The organism is Neisseria oralis, assembly GCF_045062685.1.
Taxonomy (GTDB): domain Bacteria; phylum Pseudomonadota; class Gammaproteobacteria; order Burkholderiales; family Neisseriaceae; genus Neisseria; species Neisseria oralis.
On record NZ_JBJGEB010000002.1, the window covers coordinates 257300 to 276344 of the forward strand.

The following is a 19045-nucleotide window of genomic DNA, read 5'->3' on the forward strand; positions in this document are numbered from 1 at the left end:
CTTGAAATTCAAGAGCTTGCAGTATCGGCGGCAAGCATTTTTTCAGACGGCCTCAAACCCACTCCCCAATACCATGACCGCCAACCGCACCCTCATCATCTCCGTCTTCATCGTCGCCAGTTGCGGCCTCGCCTACGAACTCATCATCGCCGCGCTGGCGAGCTATCTTTTGGGCGACAGCATTTTGCAGTTTTCCTCCGTCATCGGACTTTATCTTTTCTCGATGGGCATCGGCGCACACCTGACCCGCTACATCAAAGATGAAGACGTGTTGCACCGCTTCATCGAAATCGAACTTTTGGTTGGCATCATCGGCGGCATTTCCGCACTGGCGTTGTTCGTCGCCTTCGGGCTTTCCGCCGCCCCGTTCCGCACCCTGCTCTACGCCTTCGTACTGATTGTCGGCGCAGTCGTCGGCATGGAAATCCCGTTGGTGATGCGCGTGTTAAACCGCAAAGGCGCAGAGTTTAAAGAACTCGTTGCCAAAGTCCTGACCTTCGACTATTTGGGCGCACTCGCCGTTTCCTTGCTCTTCCCGCTTCTTCTCGCTCCCAAACTCGGCATGGCGCGTTCCGCCCTCTTGTTCGGCATCCTCAACGCCGCCGTCGCCTACCTGACCGCACGCGTCTTCAAAACCGAACTGCCCCGCTACCGCGCCATCCGCCTGCGCGCGCTGATTGTCTTGTCCGTCCTCGCCGCCGCCTTCGCCTACGCCGACCGCATCTCCTTCAAAGCCGAACAAAGCTATTTCGGCGATCCTATCGTCTATCAAAGCCACTCGCCCTACCAGCGGCTCGTCGTTACCCGCTGGAAAAACGACACCCGCCTCTACATCAACGGCAACCTGCAATTCTCCTCGCGCGACGAAGCCCGTTACCACGAAGCCCTCGTCCTACCCGCCATGCAGATGGTTCAAAACGCTGCCCGCATCCTCATCCTCGGCGGCGGCGACGGTCTGGCAGCGCGCGAAGTCTTGAAATACCCGCAGGTCAAACACGTTACCCTGGTCGATTTAGACCCCGACATGACCGCCACTTTTAAAACCTCCGCCACCTTAAGCGCGCTCAACCAAGGCTCGCTGTCCCATCCCAAAATGCACGTCGTCAACGACGATGCCGCCAAATGGCTGGAGGGGGCGTCTGAAAAATTCGACGTCATCATCATCGACCTGCCCGACCCGTCCAATTTCTCGCTGGGCAAACTCTACTCCGTCCCCATGTACCGCCTCGTCGCCCGCCATCTTCAGCCGCAGGGCAAAATCGTCGTCCAATCCACCTCGCCCTACTTCGCCCCCAACGCCTACTGGTCGGTTGTCGCCACCCTCGAAGCCGCCGGCCTTTCCACCGCCCCTTATCACGTTTACGTCCCCTCCTTCGGCGAATGGGGATTCGTGTTGGCAGGCTTCGATAAGCAATTCCCCGTCCCGCAGAAATTCGACGTCCCCACACGTTATCTGAACGCCCAAACCGCCGCCGAAATGTTCCGCTTCCCGCCGGACATGGCAAGGCGCAAGGTCGAGCCAAACTATCTGAACAACCAAATCCTTGTCAGCTATTTCGAAAGCGACTGGCACAACGCAATACGCTGAAACTGCCAATGAGGCCGTCTGAAACCATATTTTCAGACGGCCTTTGTTATAATCCTAATCCGCCCGAACCAACACTTCCCCACTCATGAACGCACCCAAAGCCTTCGTCATCCTCGGCCCCACCGCCGGCGGCAAAACCGGCCTTGCACTGGACATCGCCGCCAAACTGCCAGTGGAAATCATCAGCCTCGATTCCGCCCTGGTCTACCGCGACATGGACATAGGCACCGCCAAACCCAGCGCCACCGAGCGTCAGGCCGTACCGCACCACCTCATCGACATCATCACCCCGCTGGAAACATACAGCGCTGCCGACTTCGTCGCCGACTGCGTCCGGCTGGTCGGCGACATCCACCGGCGCGGACGGCTGCCGCTTATCGTCGGCGGCACCATGATGTATTTCCAAGCCCTCAGCGGCGGCCTGAACAACCTGCCCGAAGCCGACCCTGCCGTGCGCGCCGCACTTCAGGCCGAAAAAAACGCACACGGACTGGCCCGTCTCTACCGCCGCCTGCAAGCCGCCGACCCCGTTACCGCCGCACGTCTGAAACCCAACGACAGCCAACGCATCGAACGCGCGTTAGAAGTATTCGAGCTGACCGGAAAACCCCTCAGCCGCCACTTCGACGAACAACAGACAACCCCGCCGCCGCTGGACTTGCACACCATCGCCCTGATTCCGGAAAACCGCGCCCTGCTTCACGCTCGAATCGCCGAACGCTTCGGCCAAATGCTCCGGCAGGGATTTCTCGACGAAATGGCCGCACTGCGCCGCAAATACCCCGCCCTGACCGCCGGACACACCTCCATGCGCTGCGTCGGCTACCGTCAGGCGTGGGACTACATCGAAGGCGGATACGGCTACGAAACCTTTGTCGAAAAAGGCACCGCCGCCACCCGCCAGCTTGCCAAACGGCAGTTGACTTGGCTGAGGAAAATCCCGCTGGCACAAAGTCTCGATCCGTTCGCCGCACAAAATTATCTTCAGACGGCATCCGAATCGGTCAAACGCCATTTCGGAATATAAACCCGAAACCTTTTTTCAGACGGCCTCAAGGGCAAACCGGCGTAAGCCGCAGGTCGGGCAGTGATGCCCGACATCTGCCTCTATAAAGTCAAAAGAAACATATACACCATGCTGACCACCCCGCCCCTCACTACCGGCGTCCTCGCCACCTTACAAGACCTAGGCATAACCACCCGGCAAGACCTGCGGCAAATCGGAGCAATCAAAACCTTCCTGCTGCTTAAAGCCGCCGGACGCACCATCACACGCAGCACACTGTGGCAGCTCGAAGCCCTGTCGCACGGCATCCGTCCGCAGGATTTAAGCGAAGCTGAAAAAACAGCCCTGCTGAAGCAACTCGCCGACCATCCGCCCGTAGCCGTATTTCCGAGGCCGTCTGAAATGGAAAATTTTATGCGGATTGCACTCGAACAGGCCGCGCAGTCTGCCGCCGCCGGAGAAATCCCCGTCGGCGCAGCCGTCGTCAAAAACGGTTCCGTCATCGCCGCCGCACACAACACCTGCATACAGAGCCGCGATGTCAGCCGCCATGCCGAAATCAGCGCACTGGCGCAGGCCGGAGCCGCACTGGGCAACTACCGCCTTGACGGTTGCGACGTATACGTTACGCTCGAACCATGCGCCATGTGTGCATCCGCCCTTATACAGGCGCGTGTTGCCCGCGTCATCTTCGGCGCGGACGAACCCAAAACCGGTGCGGCAGGCAGCATAATCGATTTATTTGCCGCCCACGGCATCAACAAACATACCGCCGTAACAGGTGGCATACTGGAAAAAGAATGCCGCACCCTGCTACAGCAGTTTTTCCGCGAAAAACGCCGATTTCAGCCCTAACTCCCTATCACAAATACAAAAAAACAAATTTCAGACGGCCCCGCAACACAGGCCGTCTGAAACAAAAATAAAATAAAACTATACTTTTTCTTAATTTATGCGATAATAGCTAAACAAATTCTTAGCTACTTTGATAACATTCCTTACGAGAACAACACCATGTCAGACGAAAAAAGCAAAGCCCTAGCCGCCGCCCTTGCCCAAATCGAAAAAAACTTCGGCAAAGGCTCCATCATGAAAATGGACGGCAGCCAGCAAGAAGAAAACCTTGACGTCATCTCTACCGGCTCGCTCGGCGTGGACTTGGCACTCGGTGTCGGCGGTCTGCCGCGCGGCCGCGTCGTAGAAATCTTCGGCCCCGAATCCTCCGGTAAAACCACGCTCTGTCTCGAAGCCATCGCCCAATGCCAGAAAAACGGCGGTATCTGCGCCTTTATCGACGCCGAACACGCCTTCGACCCGATTTACGCCCGCAAACTCGGCGTTAAAGTAGAAGAACTCTACCTCTCCCAACCCGACACCGGCGAACAGGCCCTGGAAATCTGCGACACGCTGGTACGTTCCGGCGGCGTGGACATGGTTGTCGTCGACTCCGTAGCCGCCCTCGTGCCCAAAGCCGAAATCGAAGGCGAAATGGGCGACAGCCACGTCGGCCTGCAAGCCCGCCTGATGAGCCAAGCCTTGCGCAAGCTCACCGGCCACATCAAACGCACTAACACACTGGTCGTCTTCATCAACCAAATCCGCATGAAAATCGGCGTGATGTTCGGCAGCCCCGAAACCACCACCGGCGGCAACGCCCTCAAATTCTACGCCTCCGTCCGCCTCGACATCCGCCGCACCGGACAAATCAAAAAAGGCGACGACGTTATCGGCAACGAAACCAAAGTCAAAGTCATCAAAAACAAAGTCGCCCCTCCGTTCCGCCAAGCCGAATTCGATATCCTGTACGGTGAAGGCGTAAGCTGGGAAGGCGAACTGATCGACCTCGGCGTCAAATACGACATCGTTGAAAAATCAGGCGCATGGTACAGCTACAACGGCGCCAAAATCGGACAAGGTAAAGACAACGTCCGCGTATGGCTGAAAGAAAACCCCGAAATCGCCAACGAAATCGACGCCAAAATCCGTGCCGCCGTGGGCATCAACGTTGATATTACCGAAGGCAAACTGGACGACACCGACGGCGAACGTCCGGAAGAATAAGCCTCTGTTTGACTTCCAATTAAAAATATATAAGGTCGTCTGAAAACGAATATAGCGTGTTCCGCTAAAAAGTTTTCAGACGGCCTTTCCGCACTCAACAGAAACATAGCCTTAAAAATAATAGAAATGCCTACATCGTCATCCCTATAAAGATAGGAATCTAGAAATTAGAAATTACGGCAATTTTTAAATGTTACTGAAACAAACATCCAAGGTCTGGATTTCCGCCATGCCCCTCCCTCACGCGGGTACAGAAGACAATGACGACTTTGAGATTCATCTACTGTAATTTTAAAAATTTCAGAAATCCTGCTCGCTGTAACTTTTAATCTCCCTACACCTTCACCCGGCACCCCGATTTCGCGCTTTCATATACTTTCTCCAATAACCCCAGCACCTCCGCCACTTGGCGCGGCTGCACCGCTGCGGGAGATTTGCCTTGCAGCGCGTCACAAAGGTTTTCATAAAACGCCGCATAATTTCCGCTGACGCTTTCGATTTTCTTGCGGACAACCACCCCGTCTATTTCGGTATGCAAGATGCCCCATTCGTCTTCCGGCTCACGGTTCCACGCTCCGACAGGTTGCGCGCCGCCGCTCAGCAGAGCTTCTTGGTTATCGGCATTTTGTTTGACGTATGAACCGCGTTTGCCGTGCAAGGTCATGAATGGCAAAGGTTCGCGGGCATATTTGCTTGCGGTCAGGGCGACTTTTTTGCCGTCGGCGTAATAAAGCGCGATATAGAAATTGTCGTCGCTGACCGCTCCTTCATGCTGATAGCGCACGTCGGCATAAAGCTCGTCGGGCATCCCGAAAACATCGACCGCCATATCCATGAGGTGCGAACCCAAATCGTACACCAGCCCTACACCCGCCTCGCCGGTTTCCTTCCAGCGTTTTTTGTTCAATGCAGCCGCATAACGCTCGAAACGAAACTCCGCATCCACAATTTCGCCCAAAAGGTCGTCTGAAAGCAGTTTTTTGGCGGTCAGTGGCGCGCTGTCCCAGCGGCGGTTTTGGTAAACGGTCAGCAATACGCCCTGCCGCTCGGCAAGTTCCGCCAATTCACGAGCTTGCGCCGCCGTGGCGCACAACGGTTTTTCCACCACCACATTTTTACCCGCACGCAAAGCCTGAGCGGCAAAATCAAAATGCGTCTGGTTCGGCGTGGTAACGACCACCAAATCCATACCATCGGTAAGCAATTCCTCAAACGAACGCACGGTCTGCGCCTGCGGCAGGACTTCCTGTGCCCTATTGCCGCTGCGTTCAAACACGCGCACGACTTCAAACCGCGCATCCGCACGCCAAAACGGCAGATGGAACACCTGCGCCGACATGCCGAACCCCGCCAATCCGATTTTGATTTTCTGCATAGCCAAACTCCTTTTCAGACGGCCTCAAATTGCCGTATATCCGTTATAATACCGCACTTATTTCACACAGGCCGTCTGAAAACAAAGTTGAAACGGCCGCCGCCGTTTAAGGAAAACCATGAGAAAACTGCAACGCGGCTATGCCCGCCAAGACCGTGTCAAAGAACAAATCATGCGCGAACTGGCCGAGCTGGTCCGCACCGGCCTGAAAGACCCGCGCGCAGGCTTCATCACCATCAACGAAGTCGAAGTCACCCGCGATTACAGCCACGCCACCGTGTTCTACACCGTCCTCGACGACAGCACCCGCGACATCACCGAAGAAGCCTTGGAACACGCCAAAGGCCACTTGCGCAGCGAATTGGCCAAACGCATCAAACTCTTCAAAACGCCCGAACTACACTTCAAATACGACGAATCGCTCGAACGCGGCATGAGCATTTCCAGCCTCATCGACCAAGTAGCGGCGGAAAAGCCGGTGGAAGATTAAAGGTAAAGGTCGTCTGAAAACGCCGCAGTCAAAGCGCGAACCTGTTTTCAGACGGCCTTTTGCAATCATTTCCCGCCCAAACACCCGCCACTTACCCTTCCCCACCATCATGACCGCCAAACCTGCCAAACGCCCCGTCAACGGCGTCCTTCTGCTCGACAAGCCCGAAGGACTTTCCAGCAACACCGCCCTGCAAAAAGCCCGCCGCCTCTACAACGCCGAAAAAGCGGGGCATACCGGCGTACTCGATCCTTTGGCGACCGGACTTTTGCCCGTCTGCTTCGGCGAAGCGACCAAGTTCGCCCAATACCTGCTGGATGCCGACAAAGCCTACACCGCCACGCTGAAACTCGGCGAAGCCAGTAGCACGGGGGACGTCGAAGGCGAAATCATCGCCACCGCCCGCGCCGATATTTCCTTAGCCGAATTTCAGACGGCCTGCCAAGCCCTGACAGGCAACATCCGCCAAGTGCCGCCGATGTTTTCCGCCCTCAAACACGAAGGCAAACCGCTGTACGAATACGCCCGCAAAGGCATCGTCATCGAACGCAAACCGCGCGACATCACCATTTACGCCATTGATATTACCGAGTTTGACGCGCCCAAATCCGTCATCGACGTACGTTGCAGCAAAGGCACCTACATCCGCACCCTCAGCGAAGACATCGCCAAACACATCGGCACATTCGCCCACCTGACCGCCCTGCGCCGCACCGAAACCGCCGGTTTCACCATCCGCGAAAGCCACACGCTCGAAGCCTTGGCAGCATTAAACGAAACCGAACGCGACGCCCTGCTCCTGCCCTGCGACGTTTTAGTGCGGCACCTCCCCAAAATCGAACTGAACGACCGCGCCGTAACCATGCTCAAATGCGGCCAGCGCCCTCAGTTTACCGAAGACATCCCCGCCGACCAGCCCATCCGCGTTTACGACAGGAGCGGAACATTTATCGGCCTGGTGGAATACCAAACAGAAATCGGCCGCCTCAAAGCCCTGCGGCTGATGAATACGGACAACGGCAAACGGTTGCAATAAACCTTATCCTGAAGTATTCAAAAAGGCCGTCTGAAAACCTGATTACGGGTTTTCAGACGGCCTCTTGATTTTATACCGCTCTTCATCAGTGCATCATGGGGCGCGCCAGACTGCTGTTGCCGATTTTGGCTGAGTTGACTTTCTGTTCTGCTGCTTTGACCGCATTTTCCAAATTCTGTACGCGGTCTAGATAACGGGCGTAGTTGCGCTCGTTGCCGTAGCGTACTTTCTTGCCATCCTCCAAGTTTTTCTGCGCCTGTTCCAATTCGTTTTGCGCCGCCTGCAATGCGGCGGAATCGGCAGCAGGCGGAGGGGGGGCATTATCGGCTGCCGTTTGAGGCTGCTGCGGTGCGGAATAAACCGGCGCAGACGTGTAAACCGACGCCCTGCCCAAATTGCTGGCTTTGCAGTTTTTACCTTTGTCCTGCGTATAAATCTTATGGCCCGAGCCGTCGGTGCATTCATAAATCGGCGCGGCGGTGGCAAAAAGCGGCAGGGTTGCAAGCAAAGCGGTCAATATTTTGATTGTATTCATGTTCTTTCTCTCGGATTTAAAGCCATTTCCACCAAACAAACAGCAGCACGGCGATCATCAGCAGGTTGGAAACGGCTATCACCTTCCACTGCCTGCGGCGGCGGACTGGCGTGACGGCGCGTGTGCGGCGGACATAAAAAAACGGGCTGAGCAGCATGGATGCGGCGCAAACCAAAACAACAACGGCATAGTAGATTTTTTCGGGTTCCATGCTCTCCCGTCCTCCTGTGCATACCGCTACCGCGCCGGTTTCGGGCCGCCGCAGCGGCTTTCGCGCCGGAAATATGTTACAATTGCGCGCTTATAATACTCTATTTATAAAGGTTTTACGAATAATGATTTCTACCAACGGCATTACCATGCAGTTCGGCGCGAAGCCGCTGTTTGAAAACGTATCCGTCAAGTTCGGCGAAGGCAACCGCTACGGCTTGATCGGCGCGAACGGTTCAGGCAAATCCACCTTCATGAAAATCCTCGGCGGCGATTTGGAACAGACTGCGGGCGAAGTCGCGATTGAAAACGGCGTGCGTTTGGGTAAATTGCGCCAAGACCAGTTTGCCTACGAAGACATGCGCGTGCTGGACGTGGTGATGATGGGGCACACCGAAATGTGGGCGGCGATGACCGAACGCGACGCGATTTACGCCAACCCCGAAGCCACCGAAGACGACTACATGAAAGCCGCCGAACTGGAAGCCAAGTTCGCCGAATACGACGGCTACACCGCCGAAGCGCGCGCCGCCGAACTGTTGAGCGGCGTGGGCATTTCCGAAGATTTGCACAATGCGACCATGGCCGAAGTCGCCCCGGGCTTCAAGCTGCGCGTATTGCTGGCGCAAGCCCTGTTCTCCAAACCTGATGTGCTGTTGCTTGACGAGCCGACCAACAACTTGGACATCAATACCATCCGCTGGCTGGAGGGCGTGTTGAACCAATACGACTCCACCATGATCATCATCTCGCACGACCGTCACTTCTTGAACGAAGTCTGCACCCACATGGCGGATTTGGACTACAACACCATCACCATCTACCCGGGCAACTACGACGACTACATGCTCGCCTCCGCCCAATCGCGCGAACGCGCCCTGAAAGACAACGCCAAGGCAAAAGAGAAACTGCAAGAGCTGCAAGAGTTCGTCGCCCGCTTCTCCGCCAACAAATCCAAAGCCCGCCAGGCAACCAGCCGTCTGAAACAGGCAGACAAAATCAAAGCCGAGATGGTCGAAGTCAAGCCTTCCACCCGCCAAAACCCGTATATCCGCTTTGAAGCCGATGAAAAAGCCAAGCTGCACCGTCAGGCGGTGGAAGTCGAAAATCTGGCCAAACGCTTTGAAACCCAGTTGTTCAAAAACCTGAGCTTCATCCTCGAAGCAGGCCAGCGCCTCGCCATCATCGGCCCCAACGGCGCGGGTAAATCCACCCTGCTGAAACTCCTTGCCGGCGCGTTCAACCCCGAATATTCAGACGGCCTCACCCCCGACACAGGCACCATCAAATGGGCGGAAAAAGCCAGCGTCGGCTATTATCCGCAAGACCATGAAAACGACTTCGATGTCGATATGAACCTGAGCGAATGGATGCGCCAATGGGGACAGGAAGGCGACGACGAACAAGTCATCCGCGGCACTTTGGGGCGTTTGCTCTTCGGCAGCAACGACGTGGTGAAAAAAGTGCAGGTTCTCTCCGGCGGTGAAAAAGGCCGTATGCTCTACGGCAAACTCCTGCTACTGAAACCCAATGTGCTGATTATGGACGAACCCACCAACCACATGGACATGGAAAGCATCGAATCGCTGAACATGGCGCTGGAAAAATACAACGGCACGCTGATTTTCGTGTCACACGACCGCCAGTTCGTCTCCTCGCTCGCCACCCAGATTATCGAGCTGGATGGCAAGGGCGGTTACGAGCACTATCTGGGCGATTACGAAAGCTATCTGGAGAAAAAAGGCTTGGCTTAATGCGCGGGCTTGATTGAAATGAAAAGGCCGTCTGAAATTTTGGTTTCAGACGGCCTTTTCATATCACATTATCCGATGAGCGGCCTAACGCCCCTTCACATCGATAATCCATACTTCCGACTGCGAACCGAGACGCAGCGGAATACCCCAGAAACCGTAGCCGGAGGTAACGAAAAAATGTCCTTTGTCAAACTGCCGGTAGCCGTAGTGCAGGCGGTAGAGTGCGCGGACGATAAGGTTGGCGGGAGCGACTTGTCCGTTGTGGACGTGGCCGGATACCTGGATGTCTACCGGCAGGTGCCGGTGGATGTCGATTTCCGTCGGGCGGTGGTCAAGCAGCAACACAGGCAGATTGGTGTTTTTACCGTTAAGCAGTTGCGCCGTACTCGGACGGGACGAGTCCAAATCATCGTTGCGGCCGACAATGAGCAGATTATCCGTTTCTACGGCCTCATTGGTCAGCACCCGGATGCCTGCCTTGGTTACTTCATCATAGATTTCCTTTTGGTCGCCGAAAAGGTCGTGATTGCCCAAAGTGGCGTATACCCCCAGCGGCGCCCTGAGTTTCGCCAAATGCGGCTGCATGTTTTCTTTACGGTAGGCTTCGACGTTATCGTCCATCAAATCGCCCGGCAGCAGGATGATGTCAGCTTTTTCCTGCCGCATGATTTCGGCAAGCCGGTCGAGGCTGCGGCCGCCGAACAGAATACCCAGATGCATGTCGCTGGCCATACCGATACGCAGCGGTTTGTCGAGTTTCTTATTGATGGTTACGGTCTGACGGTGCACCACGGGCGTGTAGGCATTGTAAACGCCGAGGCCGAGCAACCCCGCTACGAACAACGGCGCAAACAGCCGCAGGCTGCGCGACAAGTGCAGTTGCGGCAGAACTTTGCGCAGCAGCAGATACAGCAGGAAGGTCGCCAGCGCCGCATACATGACGAACAACATAATCACCATCCAGAACGCCATGATGCGGAACACAAAATGCCCCAGTTGCAGCAGCAGACCTGCCAGCAGCCCGTCGGTAACGAAAAAAGCGGCCGCCATCAGCCAGCGGCGGCCTTTGCCGCCGATAACGGGGGCAAACAGCCATTGCAACGACCGCCCCAATCCGAAAGTGAACACCTGAAGCAAGGCGACTACGGCAATAAAAACACCAATATTCATAAAATAACTCTATCAAAAACAGCAAAAAACAGTTTTCAGACGGCCTGTCTTTACTTAAAAAACAGAAACAGGCCGTCTGAAACCGCTTATCCGATTTTTTTAAATACCAAATCCCACACGCCGTGCCCCAAACGTTTGCCCCGCGCTTCAAACTTGGTTTCCGGACGGTAATCGGGCGTGGGCGCATAACCGTCGGCCGTATTTTGCAATTCGGCAAAACCGCCCAACACTTCCAGCATTTGTGCGGCGTATTCCTCCCAGTCGGTCGCCATATGGATATAGCCGCCGGATTTCAGTTTGGGCAGCAGTTTTGCCACAAACGGCGCCTGTACCAAGCGTCGTTTGTTGTGGCGCTTCTTGTGCCACGGGTCGGGGAAAAAAATGTGGATGCCGTCAAGCGAAGCGTCCGGCAGCATGTCCTCCACCACTTCCACCGCATCATGCCGCATAACGCGGATGTTGCCGAGTTGCCCTTCCTCAATCAATTTGAGCAGGTTGCCGACGCCCGGCCCGTGCACGTCGACGGCCAGAAAATCGGTATCCGGCAGGCGTTTGGCGATTTCGGCGGTGGCCGTACCCATGCCGAAACCGATTTCCAATACTTTGGGATTGCTGCGGCCGAAACAGGCGTTCAAATCAACCGTCTGCCGGCAATAATCCATGCCGAACCGCGGCCACAGTGTATCAATCGCGCGCTGTTGCGCCGCCGTCATATGCCCCTGCCGCAGGACAAAACTGCGGATGGAGCGTTTGCGTTCTTCGGGAACAGGATTTTTTTCGTCGTGTTGTTGTTCGGTCATGTTGTAAACCAATCGTCGGAATAGAAAGGCCGTCTGAAAACTTCCAAACGGCGCGGGATGAGGCGATTATATCATTTCACGGCGTTTCAGACGGCCTAAACGGGCCGCCGTTTTCCGTTTTGCCAGCATCATTCGCCGACGGTTTTGCGAATCAGCGTTTCGGCATTGGCCAGCGTGTTCTCCACTTCCCCATATCCGATTCGGCTGCCGCGAATCAATTGGCGGGTGTCGTTGAACACGGCTTTGACTTCCCCGCCGGTTTCCGTAACCAAAACCTTCAGCGGAAGCTGCAACGCAAATTCAGGGTCTTTAACCATCAGCGGCGTACCCGCTTTCGGCGTGCCGAACACGATAACCTTTGCCGGCTGCATCGACAACCCGCTCTGTTTGGCCGCGGCTTGATGGTCGATAACGGCAAACACGGTCATGCCCTTGGCCTTGACGGCGTGTTCCAAACGGGAAACCGTTTCATCGAAACTGTATTTGCTGACGACGGATTGCGTGTACGGCATATCTTGCCCCTTATTGACGGATGGTTCGGACGCGGTTTGCGGCACATGGGCACACCCCGCCAAAACGGCCGCCACGAAAAGCGGCAGCAGGATTCTCGGCATCTTCATCTGTATTCCTCCGAAATTGTATCGGGTTTCTGACAAACAGGCCGTCTGAACTTTTCAGACGGCCTGAACACATCATTTCAACCCTTTTTGCAGCAGGTCTTGATAACCGCCGTGGTTGGTTACGTTGGTATAGCCCATTTTTTTCAGTTCCTGCAAGGCTGCTTCGGAACGGCGGCCGCTGCGGCAGTAAAGGTTTACCGGCGCGCTTTTATCGGGGCTGACGCTGCCGATACGCGCCCCTATTTGGTCGACGGGGATATTGACCGCATCTTTCAGATGGCCTTCCTTAAATTCTTCGGGTGTGCGCACGTCGATCCATATGCCTTTGGCTTTGGTAGGCTGCGCGGCGGTTTTTTCAGCAGGTTTCGCCGCGGCGGCCTGTGCGGCGACAGGAACGGCAAAAGCGGCGGCAAGGCACACAACGGTCAGTAGTTTTCTCATTACGGTTTCTCCAATCGGTTGAAAATCCAAAGTTCAATCTAAACGGTTTATCGGCAAAATGCAATCTTCCGACTGAGGCCGTCTGAAACGAACGTTGTTTTCAGACGGCCTCTCCCACCATTAAACGGCTTAACGCTGCGCGTCAACCGCTTCCAAAGCGCGCAGAGCATAAGTGTAGGCTGCGCCTGCGTTCAGAGAGATGGCGGTCGCCAGCGCACCGGCGATTTCGCTTTCAGTCGCGCCCGCTTTGGCGGCGGCGGCGGCGTGTACGCTGATGCAGCTTTCGCAACGGGTAGTGATGGCGACGGCGATGGCAATCAGTTCACGGGTTTTCGCATCCAATGCTTCGGCTGCGGCGGCTTGTTCCAGCGCGCCGTAGGCTTGCAGCATTTTCGGGTGGTTTTTACCCAGCTCGCCGAATGATTTTTTAACGTGTGCGGTGTGTTCGGGCCAATTTTGGAACATTTTGATTTCCTTTCCAATGTGTTTGCAAATGAAGGATGTTGCACTTTTTTACATCCGATGAATGGCATTATTGCAATAATCTGACTATTATAATCGTCAAATCATCTCATTCACTTACAAAAAATACTTATGGACACTTTAGACAAACTCATCGAACTGGCGCAAATCACCGGCAGCGTGGACATACAATGCCTGTTCCGCGACAAATGGTACGCCCCGCACGGACGCAGGCGCGCACACGGCATCGCGCACCTTGTCGTCGCCGGAGAAAGCTACATCAAAATCGAAGGCGAACCCGAAGCGCGGCTGTTGAAAACCGGCGACCTTATCTTTTTCCCGCGCAGCGCGGAACACATCATCAGCAGCGAAGCGGACTGCAACAACTGCGGCGATACACCGCATATCGGCAACGGCGGCGCATTCACGGTCGCTTCTTCCGGCAGCGGCGGCGAAAAAAGCCTCGATTTGTTCTGCGCCCGCTTCGAATACGACGAACACGCCGACATCATGCACGACCTGCCCGAAACCGTCCTCATCAAGATGGACCATCCCTCGCTGCAATGCCTTGTTTCCATGTTGCAATACGAAAGCGCGCACACGCTTTCCGGCTCGCGCGCCATCGTCAACGCCCTTTCCTCCGTACTCCTCGTCCTCATCGTCCGCGCCCATCTCGAACAAGGCGGAGAAGCGCCTTTGGGCGGCATACTCAACGGCCTGCGCGACAAACGCCTGCGCCAGCTCATCCAAACCGTCGTCAGCCGCCCCGAAGACGAATGGAACATCGAAAAAATGACCGCTCTTGCCAACCTCTCCCGCGCCCAACTGATGCGCCTGTTCAAGCAACAAACCGGCATCAGCCCCCACGCCTTCGTCAACCTCATCCGCCTGCGCCAAGCCGCCCTTCTGCTGCGGCAAACCGCCGATTCCGTCTTGTCTGTCGCGCTGAACGTCGGCTTCCAATCCGAAACCCACTTCGGCAAAGCGTTTAAAAAACAATACGGGATTTCGCCGGGGCAGTATCGGAAACATGTGGAAACCGATGAAACCGCCATCAAATCATTCGACGGTGTTTGAATTGAGAGAGACAAAAAGGCCGTCTGAAAACCTTAAATCAGGTTTTCAGACGGCCTTTCATTCTAGCAGACCGATTAGGTCAACCCATCAAGCCTGTTTCAACTTCGCATCGGCATCACGCAAGGCGGTGCGCAGACCTTCCTCGATAACGGGATGGTAGAACGGCATGTCCAGCATTTGCGGAACGGTCATCTTCATTTGATGCGCCCATACCAACAGGTGCGCCAAATGTTCAGCGGCCGGGCCTAAGATTTCCGCGCCGATGAAGCGGCCGGTGGCTTTTTCGGCATACAGGCGCATATGGCCTTTGTTTACCAGCATCACGCGGCTGCGGCCTTGGTTTTTAAACGATACTTCGCCGATAACAAATTCGTCAGGTTGGTATTGCGCGGCAACCTGCGCGTATTTCAAACCGACAAAGCCGATTTGCGGATTGGTGAACACCACGCCGATGGTGCTGCGGCGCAAACCGCTGCCGATATTCGGATAGCGGCCCGCGTTGTCGCCGGCAATCTTGCCTTGGTCGGCGGCTTCGTGCAGCAGAGGCAGTTGGTTGGACGCATCGCCCGCGATGAAGATATGCGGAATGCTGGTCTGCATGGTCTGCGGATCGGCAACGGGTACGCCACGCGCGTCTTTTTCGATATTGATGTTTTCCAAACCGATATTGTCAACGTTCGGACGGCGGCCTACGGCTGCCAGCATATATTCGGCAACAAATACGCCTTTTTCGCCGTCCTGCTCCCAATGGACTTCTACATTGCCGTCTGCGTCAAGTTTGACCTCGGTTTTAGCATCCAAATGCAGTTTCAATTCTTCGCCGAACACGGCTTTCGCCTCGTCTGAAACGACGGGGTCGGAAATGCCGCCGATGATGCCGCCCAAACCGAAAATTTCAACTTTCACGCCCAAACGGTGCAATGCCTGACCCAGTTCCAAACCGATAACGCCCGGTCCGAACACGGCAACGCTCTTAGGCAGCGTATCCCAGGAGAAAACGTCGTCGTTGATAATCAAACGGTCGCCCAAAGACTGCCATTGCGGCAGGATAACGGGACGCGAACCGGTAGCAATCACGAAACTTTTTGCCGTGATTTGGGTATGGTCGTCGATTTGGACGGTATTCTCGTCGATAAATTTAGCCGAACCCATAATGCGCTTGTCGGCAGGCCATTCTTCCACATCGGCAACGACAAAGCCGACAAAACGGTCACGCTCGGATTTGACGCGCTGCATCACTTCTTCGCCGTTGACGACGATGCTGTCTTTGTCCAAATGCACGCCAAACGGGTCGGTATGCAATGCGTGATGGCGCGCTTCTGCGGCGGCAATCAAGAGTTTAGAAGGCATACAGCCCACGCGCGCGCAGGTCGTGCCGAATACGTTGTTTTCAATCAGGTAAACATTATCCGAATGTAAACGGGCATTGCGAAACGCGCCCATGCCGGCAGTACCGCCGCCGATTACGACGACATCTGCTTGAATTTTTTTCATAATCTTTGTCCTTTTTTGTTGAGCGTCCGAAGCGGTATCAGCGTGAAGCGTATCAGGTTTTCAGACGACCTATTTAATAAACTATCAAAAATAAAAAATCGATAACTATTTTTAAAATCTCGATTTAAAACAATAATCTCAAATTCCACTTGTAAATATAGAGTTATTCAGAACAACCGTGTAGCGTATCGTCTGAATAACTCTATTTTTCTGTTCAGACGGCTTTTTCAAACCGTCCCAAGCACCAGGCAATTAGTTTTTAGCCAAATAAGCTTCCAAATCTTCGCTGCCGCCGATGTATTTGCCGCCGATGAAGACTTGAGGAGCAGTCATCTTGCCGGTAATGGCGCGAACGGAAGTAACGGTTGCATCTTTGCCCAATACGATTTCTTCGTAAGACAGACCTTTGTCTTGCAAAGCTTTTTTAGCTTTAGCGCAGAATTGGCAGCCGGGTTTGGTGAAGATGGCAACAGACTCTTGAGCTTTCCAGTCAGGAGCGATGAATTTCAACATAGTGTCAGCGTCAGACACTTTGAAAGGATCGCCCGGCTCTTCAGGCTCGATGAACATTTTTTCAACCACGCCGTCGTTAACCAGCATGGAGTAACGCCAAGAGCGTTTACCAAAGCCCAAGTCTTCTTTGCCGACCAGCATACCCATGCCTTCGGTAAATTCGCCGTTGCCATCAGGAATCATGTAGATGTTGTCAGCTTCTTCTTCGGCAGCCCAAGCGTTCATCACGAAAGTATCGTTTACAGACACGCAGTAAATTGCGTCAACGCCGTTTTCTTTAAACGCGCCGAACAATTCGTTGTAACGCGGCAGGTGGGAAGAAGAACAAGTCGGAGTAAATGCGCCGGGCAGAGAGAATACGACTACTTTTTTGCCTTTGAACAAATCATCGGTGGAAACATCTTTCCAAGTGTCGCCCACGCGGGTACGGAATACGACGGAAGGTACTTTTTGACCGGTACGATCTTGCAAAGCCATTTTGAAGCTCCTTATCTGTGTTTTGTTTGTAAGAGTGTTGAAAATCAATGCAGAGATTTTAATCCCTGCCGGTCGATTTGTATAATTTATAGTTCAAATAATATTAATTACAGAAAACTATAAATACCCAATCAAACGCTCTGAAACAGATAGGGCCGTCTGAAAAGAAAACAAGCCCTATCCGTTAAATATCAAATATCCTCCGCCACTTTTTTGCGGACAAAAGATTCAGCAACATCTTTCAGCCCGTATCGGTCTTTATCGGGAAATTCGGCCGTTTTGAACAACGGTGCAAAATCCAAAGTAATGCGGATTTTTTTCATGGAAACAATGCGCCACAACGATGTCGGCAAACTGACATCGGCATATGAAGGTATAGGCGAACGCCGTCCATCACCGTCATAGTAACGCAGTGCTAATACTTGGATAGGCGCATCCGCGTCCATCGCCGATTGAAACAGCGCCGCTTTAAACGGCAGCACGTCCAGTCCCGACGAAGTGCGTGCCTCAGGAAAAAAACTGACGTTCTGTCCCGCTTTCAAAGCCTCACAAATCGCCTGATTGATCGGCTCGATATCACGTCGGGAATTGCGGTTGATGAAAACTGTACCTGCATTTTTACCCATCCTCCCCAAAACCGGCCAACTGCCGATTTCCTGTTTGGCAATAAAACTGCACGGGTAAACTGAACTAATAGCAAAAATATCCAGCCATGACACATGATTTGCCACCACGAGTGTACCGCAGGAATCTCCATGTTCAGGCTGTATTCCCGCCTCCAATTCTATATCCAACGCTTCTAACGCTCCCTTTCCCAGTTTAACCAGCACACGGTTACGTTCCTCGGAATTGGAACCGTTTAGAGAATTTAGGTCGCGGCCCGTCCGCCACAACCAACAGGCCAAACGGCCCAGACGACGGAAACGGGTGGCAATAGTGGCTTTTTGTTGAGACATATTATATTTTGGTTTTCTATAAAGAATTTAATATCCAGATGTAGGCTTTGCCGATTTTCAGACGGCCTCATTTTTGACAATAACTGCAATAAAACGTCCCGCGCTGGCCAAGCACTTCCTTCAAAATCGGCCTGCCGCATTTTACGCATGGTTTGCCCTGCCTGCCATAGACCGCGTATTCCTGCTGAAAATAACCGCTTTGACCGTCACTATTGACGAAATCCCGCAATGTACTTCCCCCCGTCTCAATAGCCCGCTTCAATACGGTTTTAACAGTTTCAACCAGTGTGGTACATTCCTGTCTGCTAAGCGTATAAGCTGGTCTATGGGGAACAATACCCGCCTTAAAGAGACTTTCATTGGCGTAAATATTCCCCACTCCGACCACAACGGCGTTATCCATCAGTACCAGTTTGACCGCCCGTTTCAACACTTTCATTTTCCGATACAAATAATCCGCATCAAATTCATCGGAGAGCGGTTCCGGACCAAGTTTCGCCAGTAACGGATGATACTCGGCTATACCTTCAAACCATAAAAACGCACCAAATTTACGCGGGTCATGATAACGCAATACCGTACCGTCTGAGAACTCAATATCAATATGATCATGCTTATCAGGTTTCCCAATACGGTCATCTCCCATCGTGAAAACCCGCAGACTGCCCGACATGCCCAAATGAATCAGCAACACACCGGTTTGGAAACGAATAATCAAATATTTGGCCCTACGCGAGCATTCTTCGACAAGCAATCCCTGCAAAATCTGTGGCAAATCCGGATTCACCGGCCAGCGCAGTTTGGATTGGCGCAGTATGACGCCGCTAACAGCCTTACCGGTGATATGCGGACCAACACCGTGTAAAGTCGTTTCTACTTCGGGTAACTCAGGCATAACGTTTCTACTTCGATTTATATTTTTGAAACAACACAAGTATAACCTTGGATCTCGTATTCATTCTAAATATAACACTTCTGTC

Annotated in this window: 20 protein-coding genes; 8 read left to right on the plus strand and 12 right to left on the minus strand. The window is 53.9% G+C overall.

Translation table 11 applies throughout. The annotated features are described in order from the left end of the window. Positions 1-16: 16 nt before the first annotated feature. The 4 genes from ACI43T_RS03170 (at position 17) to recA (ending at position 4655) form a co-directional block, all read left to right on the plus strand. Entirely contained in the window at positions 17-1588 is a 1572-nt protein-coding gene (locus ACI43T_RS03170; RefSeq protein WP_405385546.1) for a polyamine aminopropyltransferase, read from the plus strand. An 85-nt stretch (positions 1589-1673) separates the two neighbouring features. Then, positions 1674-2615, plus strand: coding sequence for a tRNA (adenosine(37)-N6)-dimethylallyltransferase MiaA (miaA, locus tag ACI43T_RS03175; protein ID WP_405385514.1), 942 nt, complete (start codon positions 1674-1676; stop codon positions 2613-2615). A 108-nt stretch (positions 2616-2723) separates the two neighbouring features. After that, positions 2724-3449, plus strand: coding sequence for a tRNA adenosine(34) deaminase TadA (gene tadA / locus ACI43T_RS03180; protein ID WP_308022836.1), 726 nt, complete (start codon positions 2724-2726; stop codon positions 3447-3449). A 159-nt stretch (positions 3450-3608) separates the two neighbouring features. Continuing rightward, positions 3609-4655, plus strand: a complete 1047-nt coding sequence (gene recA / locus ACI43T_RS03185) for a recombinase RecA (protein WP_009173410.1) — start codon at positions 3609-3611, stop codon at positions 4653-4655. 334 nt (positions 4656-4989) lie between these two features. On the opposite strand, the gene ACI43T_RS03190 is transcribed toward recA, so the two are convergent. Next, positions 4990-6030 carry a Gfo/Idh/MocA family oxidoreductase gene (locus ACI43T_RS03190; RefSeq protein ID WP_377081060.1) on the minus strand — a complete coding sequence of 347 codons (1041 nt, stop codon included), beginning with the start codon at positions 6028-6030 and terminating at the stop codon, positions 4990-4992. 118 nt (positions 6031-6148) lie between these two features. Here ACI43T_RS03190 and rbfA point away from each other — a divergent pair, with 118 nt between their 5' ends. Beyond that, positions 6149-6520, plus strand: a complete 372-nt coding sequence (gene rbfA / locus ACI43T_RS03195) for a 30S ribosome-binding factor RbfA (protein WP_003757834.1) — start codon at positions 6149-6151, stop codon at positions 6518-6520. A 109-nt stretch (positions 6521-6629) separates the two neighbouring features. Continuing rightward, positions 6630-7556, plus strand: coding sequence for a tRNA pseudouridine(55) synthase TruB (truB, locus tag ACI43T_RS03200; RefSeq protein WP_377081062.1), 927 nt, complete (start codon positions 6630-6632; stop codon positions 7554-7556). 85 nt (positions 7557-7641) lie between these two features. On the opposite strand, the gene ACI43T_RS03205 is transcribed toward truB, so the two are convergent. Continuing rightward, complete coding sequence (locus ACI43T_RS03205) at positions 7642-8091, minus strand: lipoic acid synthetase (RefSeq protein WP_308025032.1); 450 nt, start codon at positions 8089-8091, stop codon at positions 7642-7644. Between the two features lie 16 nt (positions 8092-8107). Continuing rightward, complete coding sequence (locus ACI43T_RS03210) at positions 8108-8302, minus strand: hypothetical protein (protein ID WP_314105544.1); 195 nt, start codon at positions 8300-8302, stop codon at positions 8108-8110. 124 nt (positions 8303-8426) lie between these two features. On the opposite strand from ACI43T_RS03210, the gene ACI43T_RS03215 reads away from it, so the two are divergent. Further along, a complete protein-coding gene (locus ACI43T_RS03215; protein WP_405385515.1) occupies positions 8427-10055 on the plus strand; it encodes an ABC-F family ATPase in 1629 nt (542 codons plus the stop codon). A gap of 84 nt (positions 10056-10139) precedes the next feature. Here ACI43T_RS03215 and ACI43T_RS03220 read toward each other — a convergent pair whose 3' ends face one another. From ACI43T_RS03220 to ACI43T_RS03240, 5 genes are all read right to left on the minus strand, one after another. After that, positions 10140-11225, minus strand: a complete 1086-nt coding sequence (locus ACI43T_RS03220; protein ID WP_405385516.1) for a metallophosphoesterase — start codon at positions 11223-11225, stop codon at positions 10140-10142. Between the two features lie 86 nt (positions 11226-11311). After that, the gene (trmB, locus tag ACI43T_RS03225; RefSeq protein WP_405385517.1) at positions 11312-12025 is read right to left on the minus strand and encodes a tRNA (guanosine(46)-N7)-methyltransferase TrmB; all 714 of its coding nucleotides are present in this window, start codon (positions 12023-12025) and stop codon (positions 11312-11314) included. A gap of 128 nt (positions 12026-12153) precedes the next feature. Then, positions 12154-12645, minus strand: coding sequence for a DUF302 domain-containing protein (locus ACI43T_RS03230; protein ID WP_405385519.1), 492 nt, complete (start codon positions 12643-12645; stop codon positions 12154-12156). A 72-nt stretch (positions 12646-12717) separates the two neighbouring features. Continuing rightward, the gene (locus ACI43T_RS03235; protein WP_405385520.1) at positions 12718-13086 is read right to left on the minus strand and encodes a rhodanese-like domain-containing protein; all 369 of its coding nucleotides are present in this window, start codon (positions 13084-13086) and stop codon (positions 12718-12720) included. Between the two features lie 129 nt (positions 13087-13215). Continuing rightward, positions 13216-13551 carry a carboxymuconolactone decarboxylase family protein gene (locus tag ACI43T_RS03240; protein WP_003740764.1) on the minus strand — a complete coding sequence of 112 codons (336 nt, stop codon included), beginning with the start codon at positions 13549-13551 and terminating at the stop codon, positions 13216-13218. 129 nt (positions 13552-13680) lie between these two features. Between ACI43T_RS03240 and ACI43T_RS03245 the strand changes: the two genes are divergently transcribed. Next, positions 13681-14625 (plus strand): helix-turn-helix transcriptional regulator, encoded by a 945-nt coding sequence (locus ACI43T_RS03245; RefSeq protein ID WP_377081076.1) that lies wholly within the window; start codon positions 13681-13683, stop codon positions 14623-14625. 87 nt (positions 14626-14712) lie between these two features. Here ACI43T_RS03245 and ACI43T_RS03250 read toward each other — a convergent pair whose 3' ends face one another. From ACI43T_RS03250 to mutM, 4 genes are all read right to left on the minus strand, one after another. Further along, positions 14713-16119: a dihydrolipoyl dehydrogenase gene (locus tag ACI43T_RS03250; protein WP_377081078.1), complete on the minus strand. Its 1407-nt coding sequence runs from the start codon at positions 16117-16119 to the stop codon at positions 14713-14715. 252 nt (positions 16120-16371) lie between these two features. Next, entirely contained in the window at positions 16372-17109 is a 738-nt protein-coding gene (locus ACI43T_RS03255) for a redoxin family protein (RefSeq protein ID WP_003740760.1), read from the minus strand. A 191-nt stretch (positions 17110-17300) separates the two neighbouring features. Further along, entirely contained in the window at positions 17301-18065 is a 765-nt protein-coding gene (locus tag ACI43T_RS03260; protein WP_377081102.1) for a 1-acylglycerol-3-phosphate O-acyltransferase, read from the minus strand. A gap of 67 nt (positions 18066-18132) precedes the next feature. After that, positions 18133-18960: a bifunctional DNA-formamidopyrimidine glycosylase/DNA-(apurinic or apyrimidinic site) lyase gene (gene mutM, locus ACI43T_RS03265; RefSeq protein WP_377081104.1), complete on the minus strand. Its 828-nt coding sequence runs from the start codon at positions 18958-18960 to the stop codon at positions 18133-18135. Between the last annotated feature and the right edge of the window lie 85 nt (positions 18961-19045).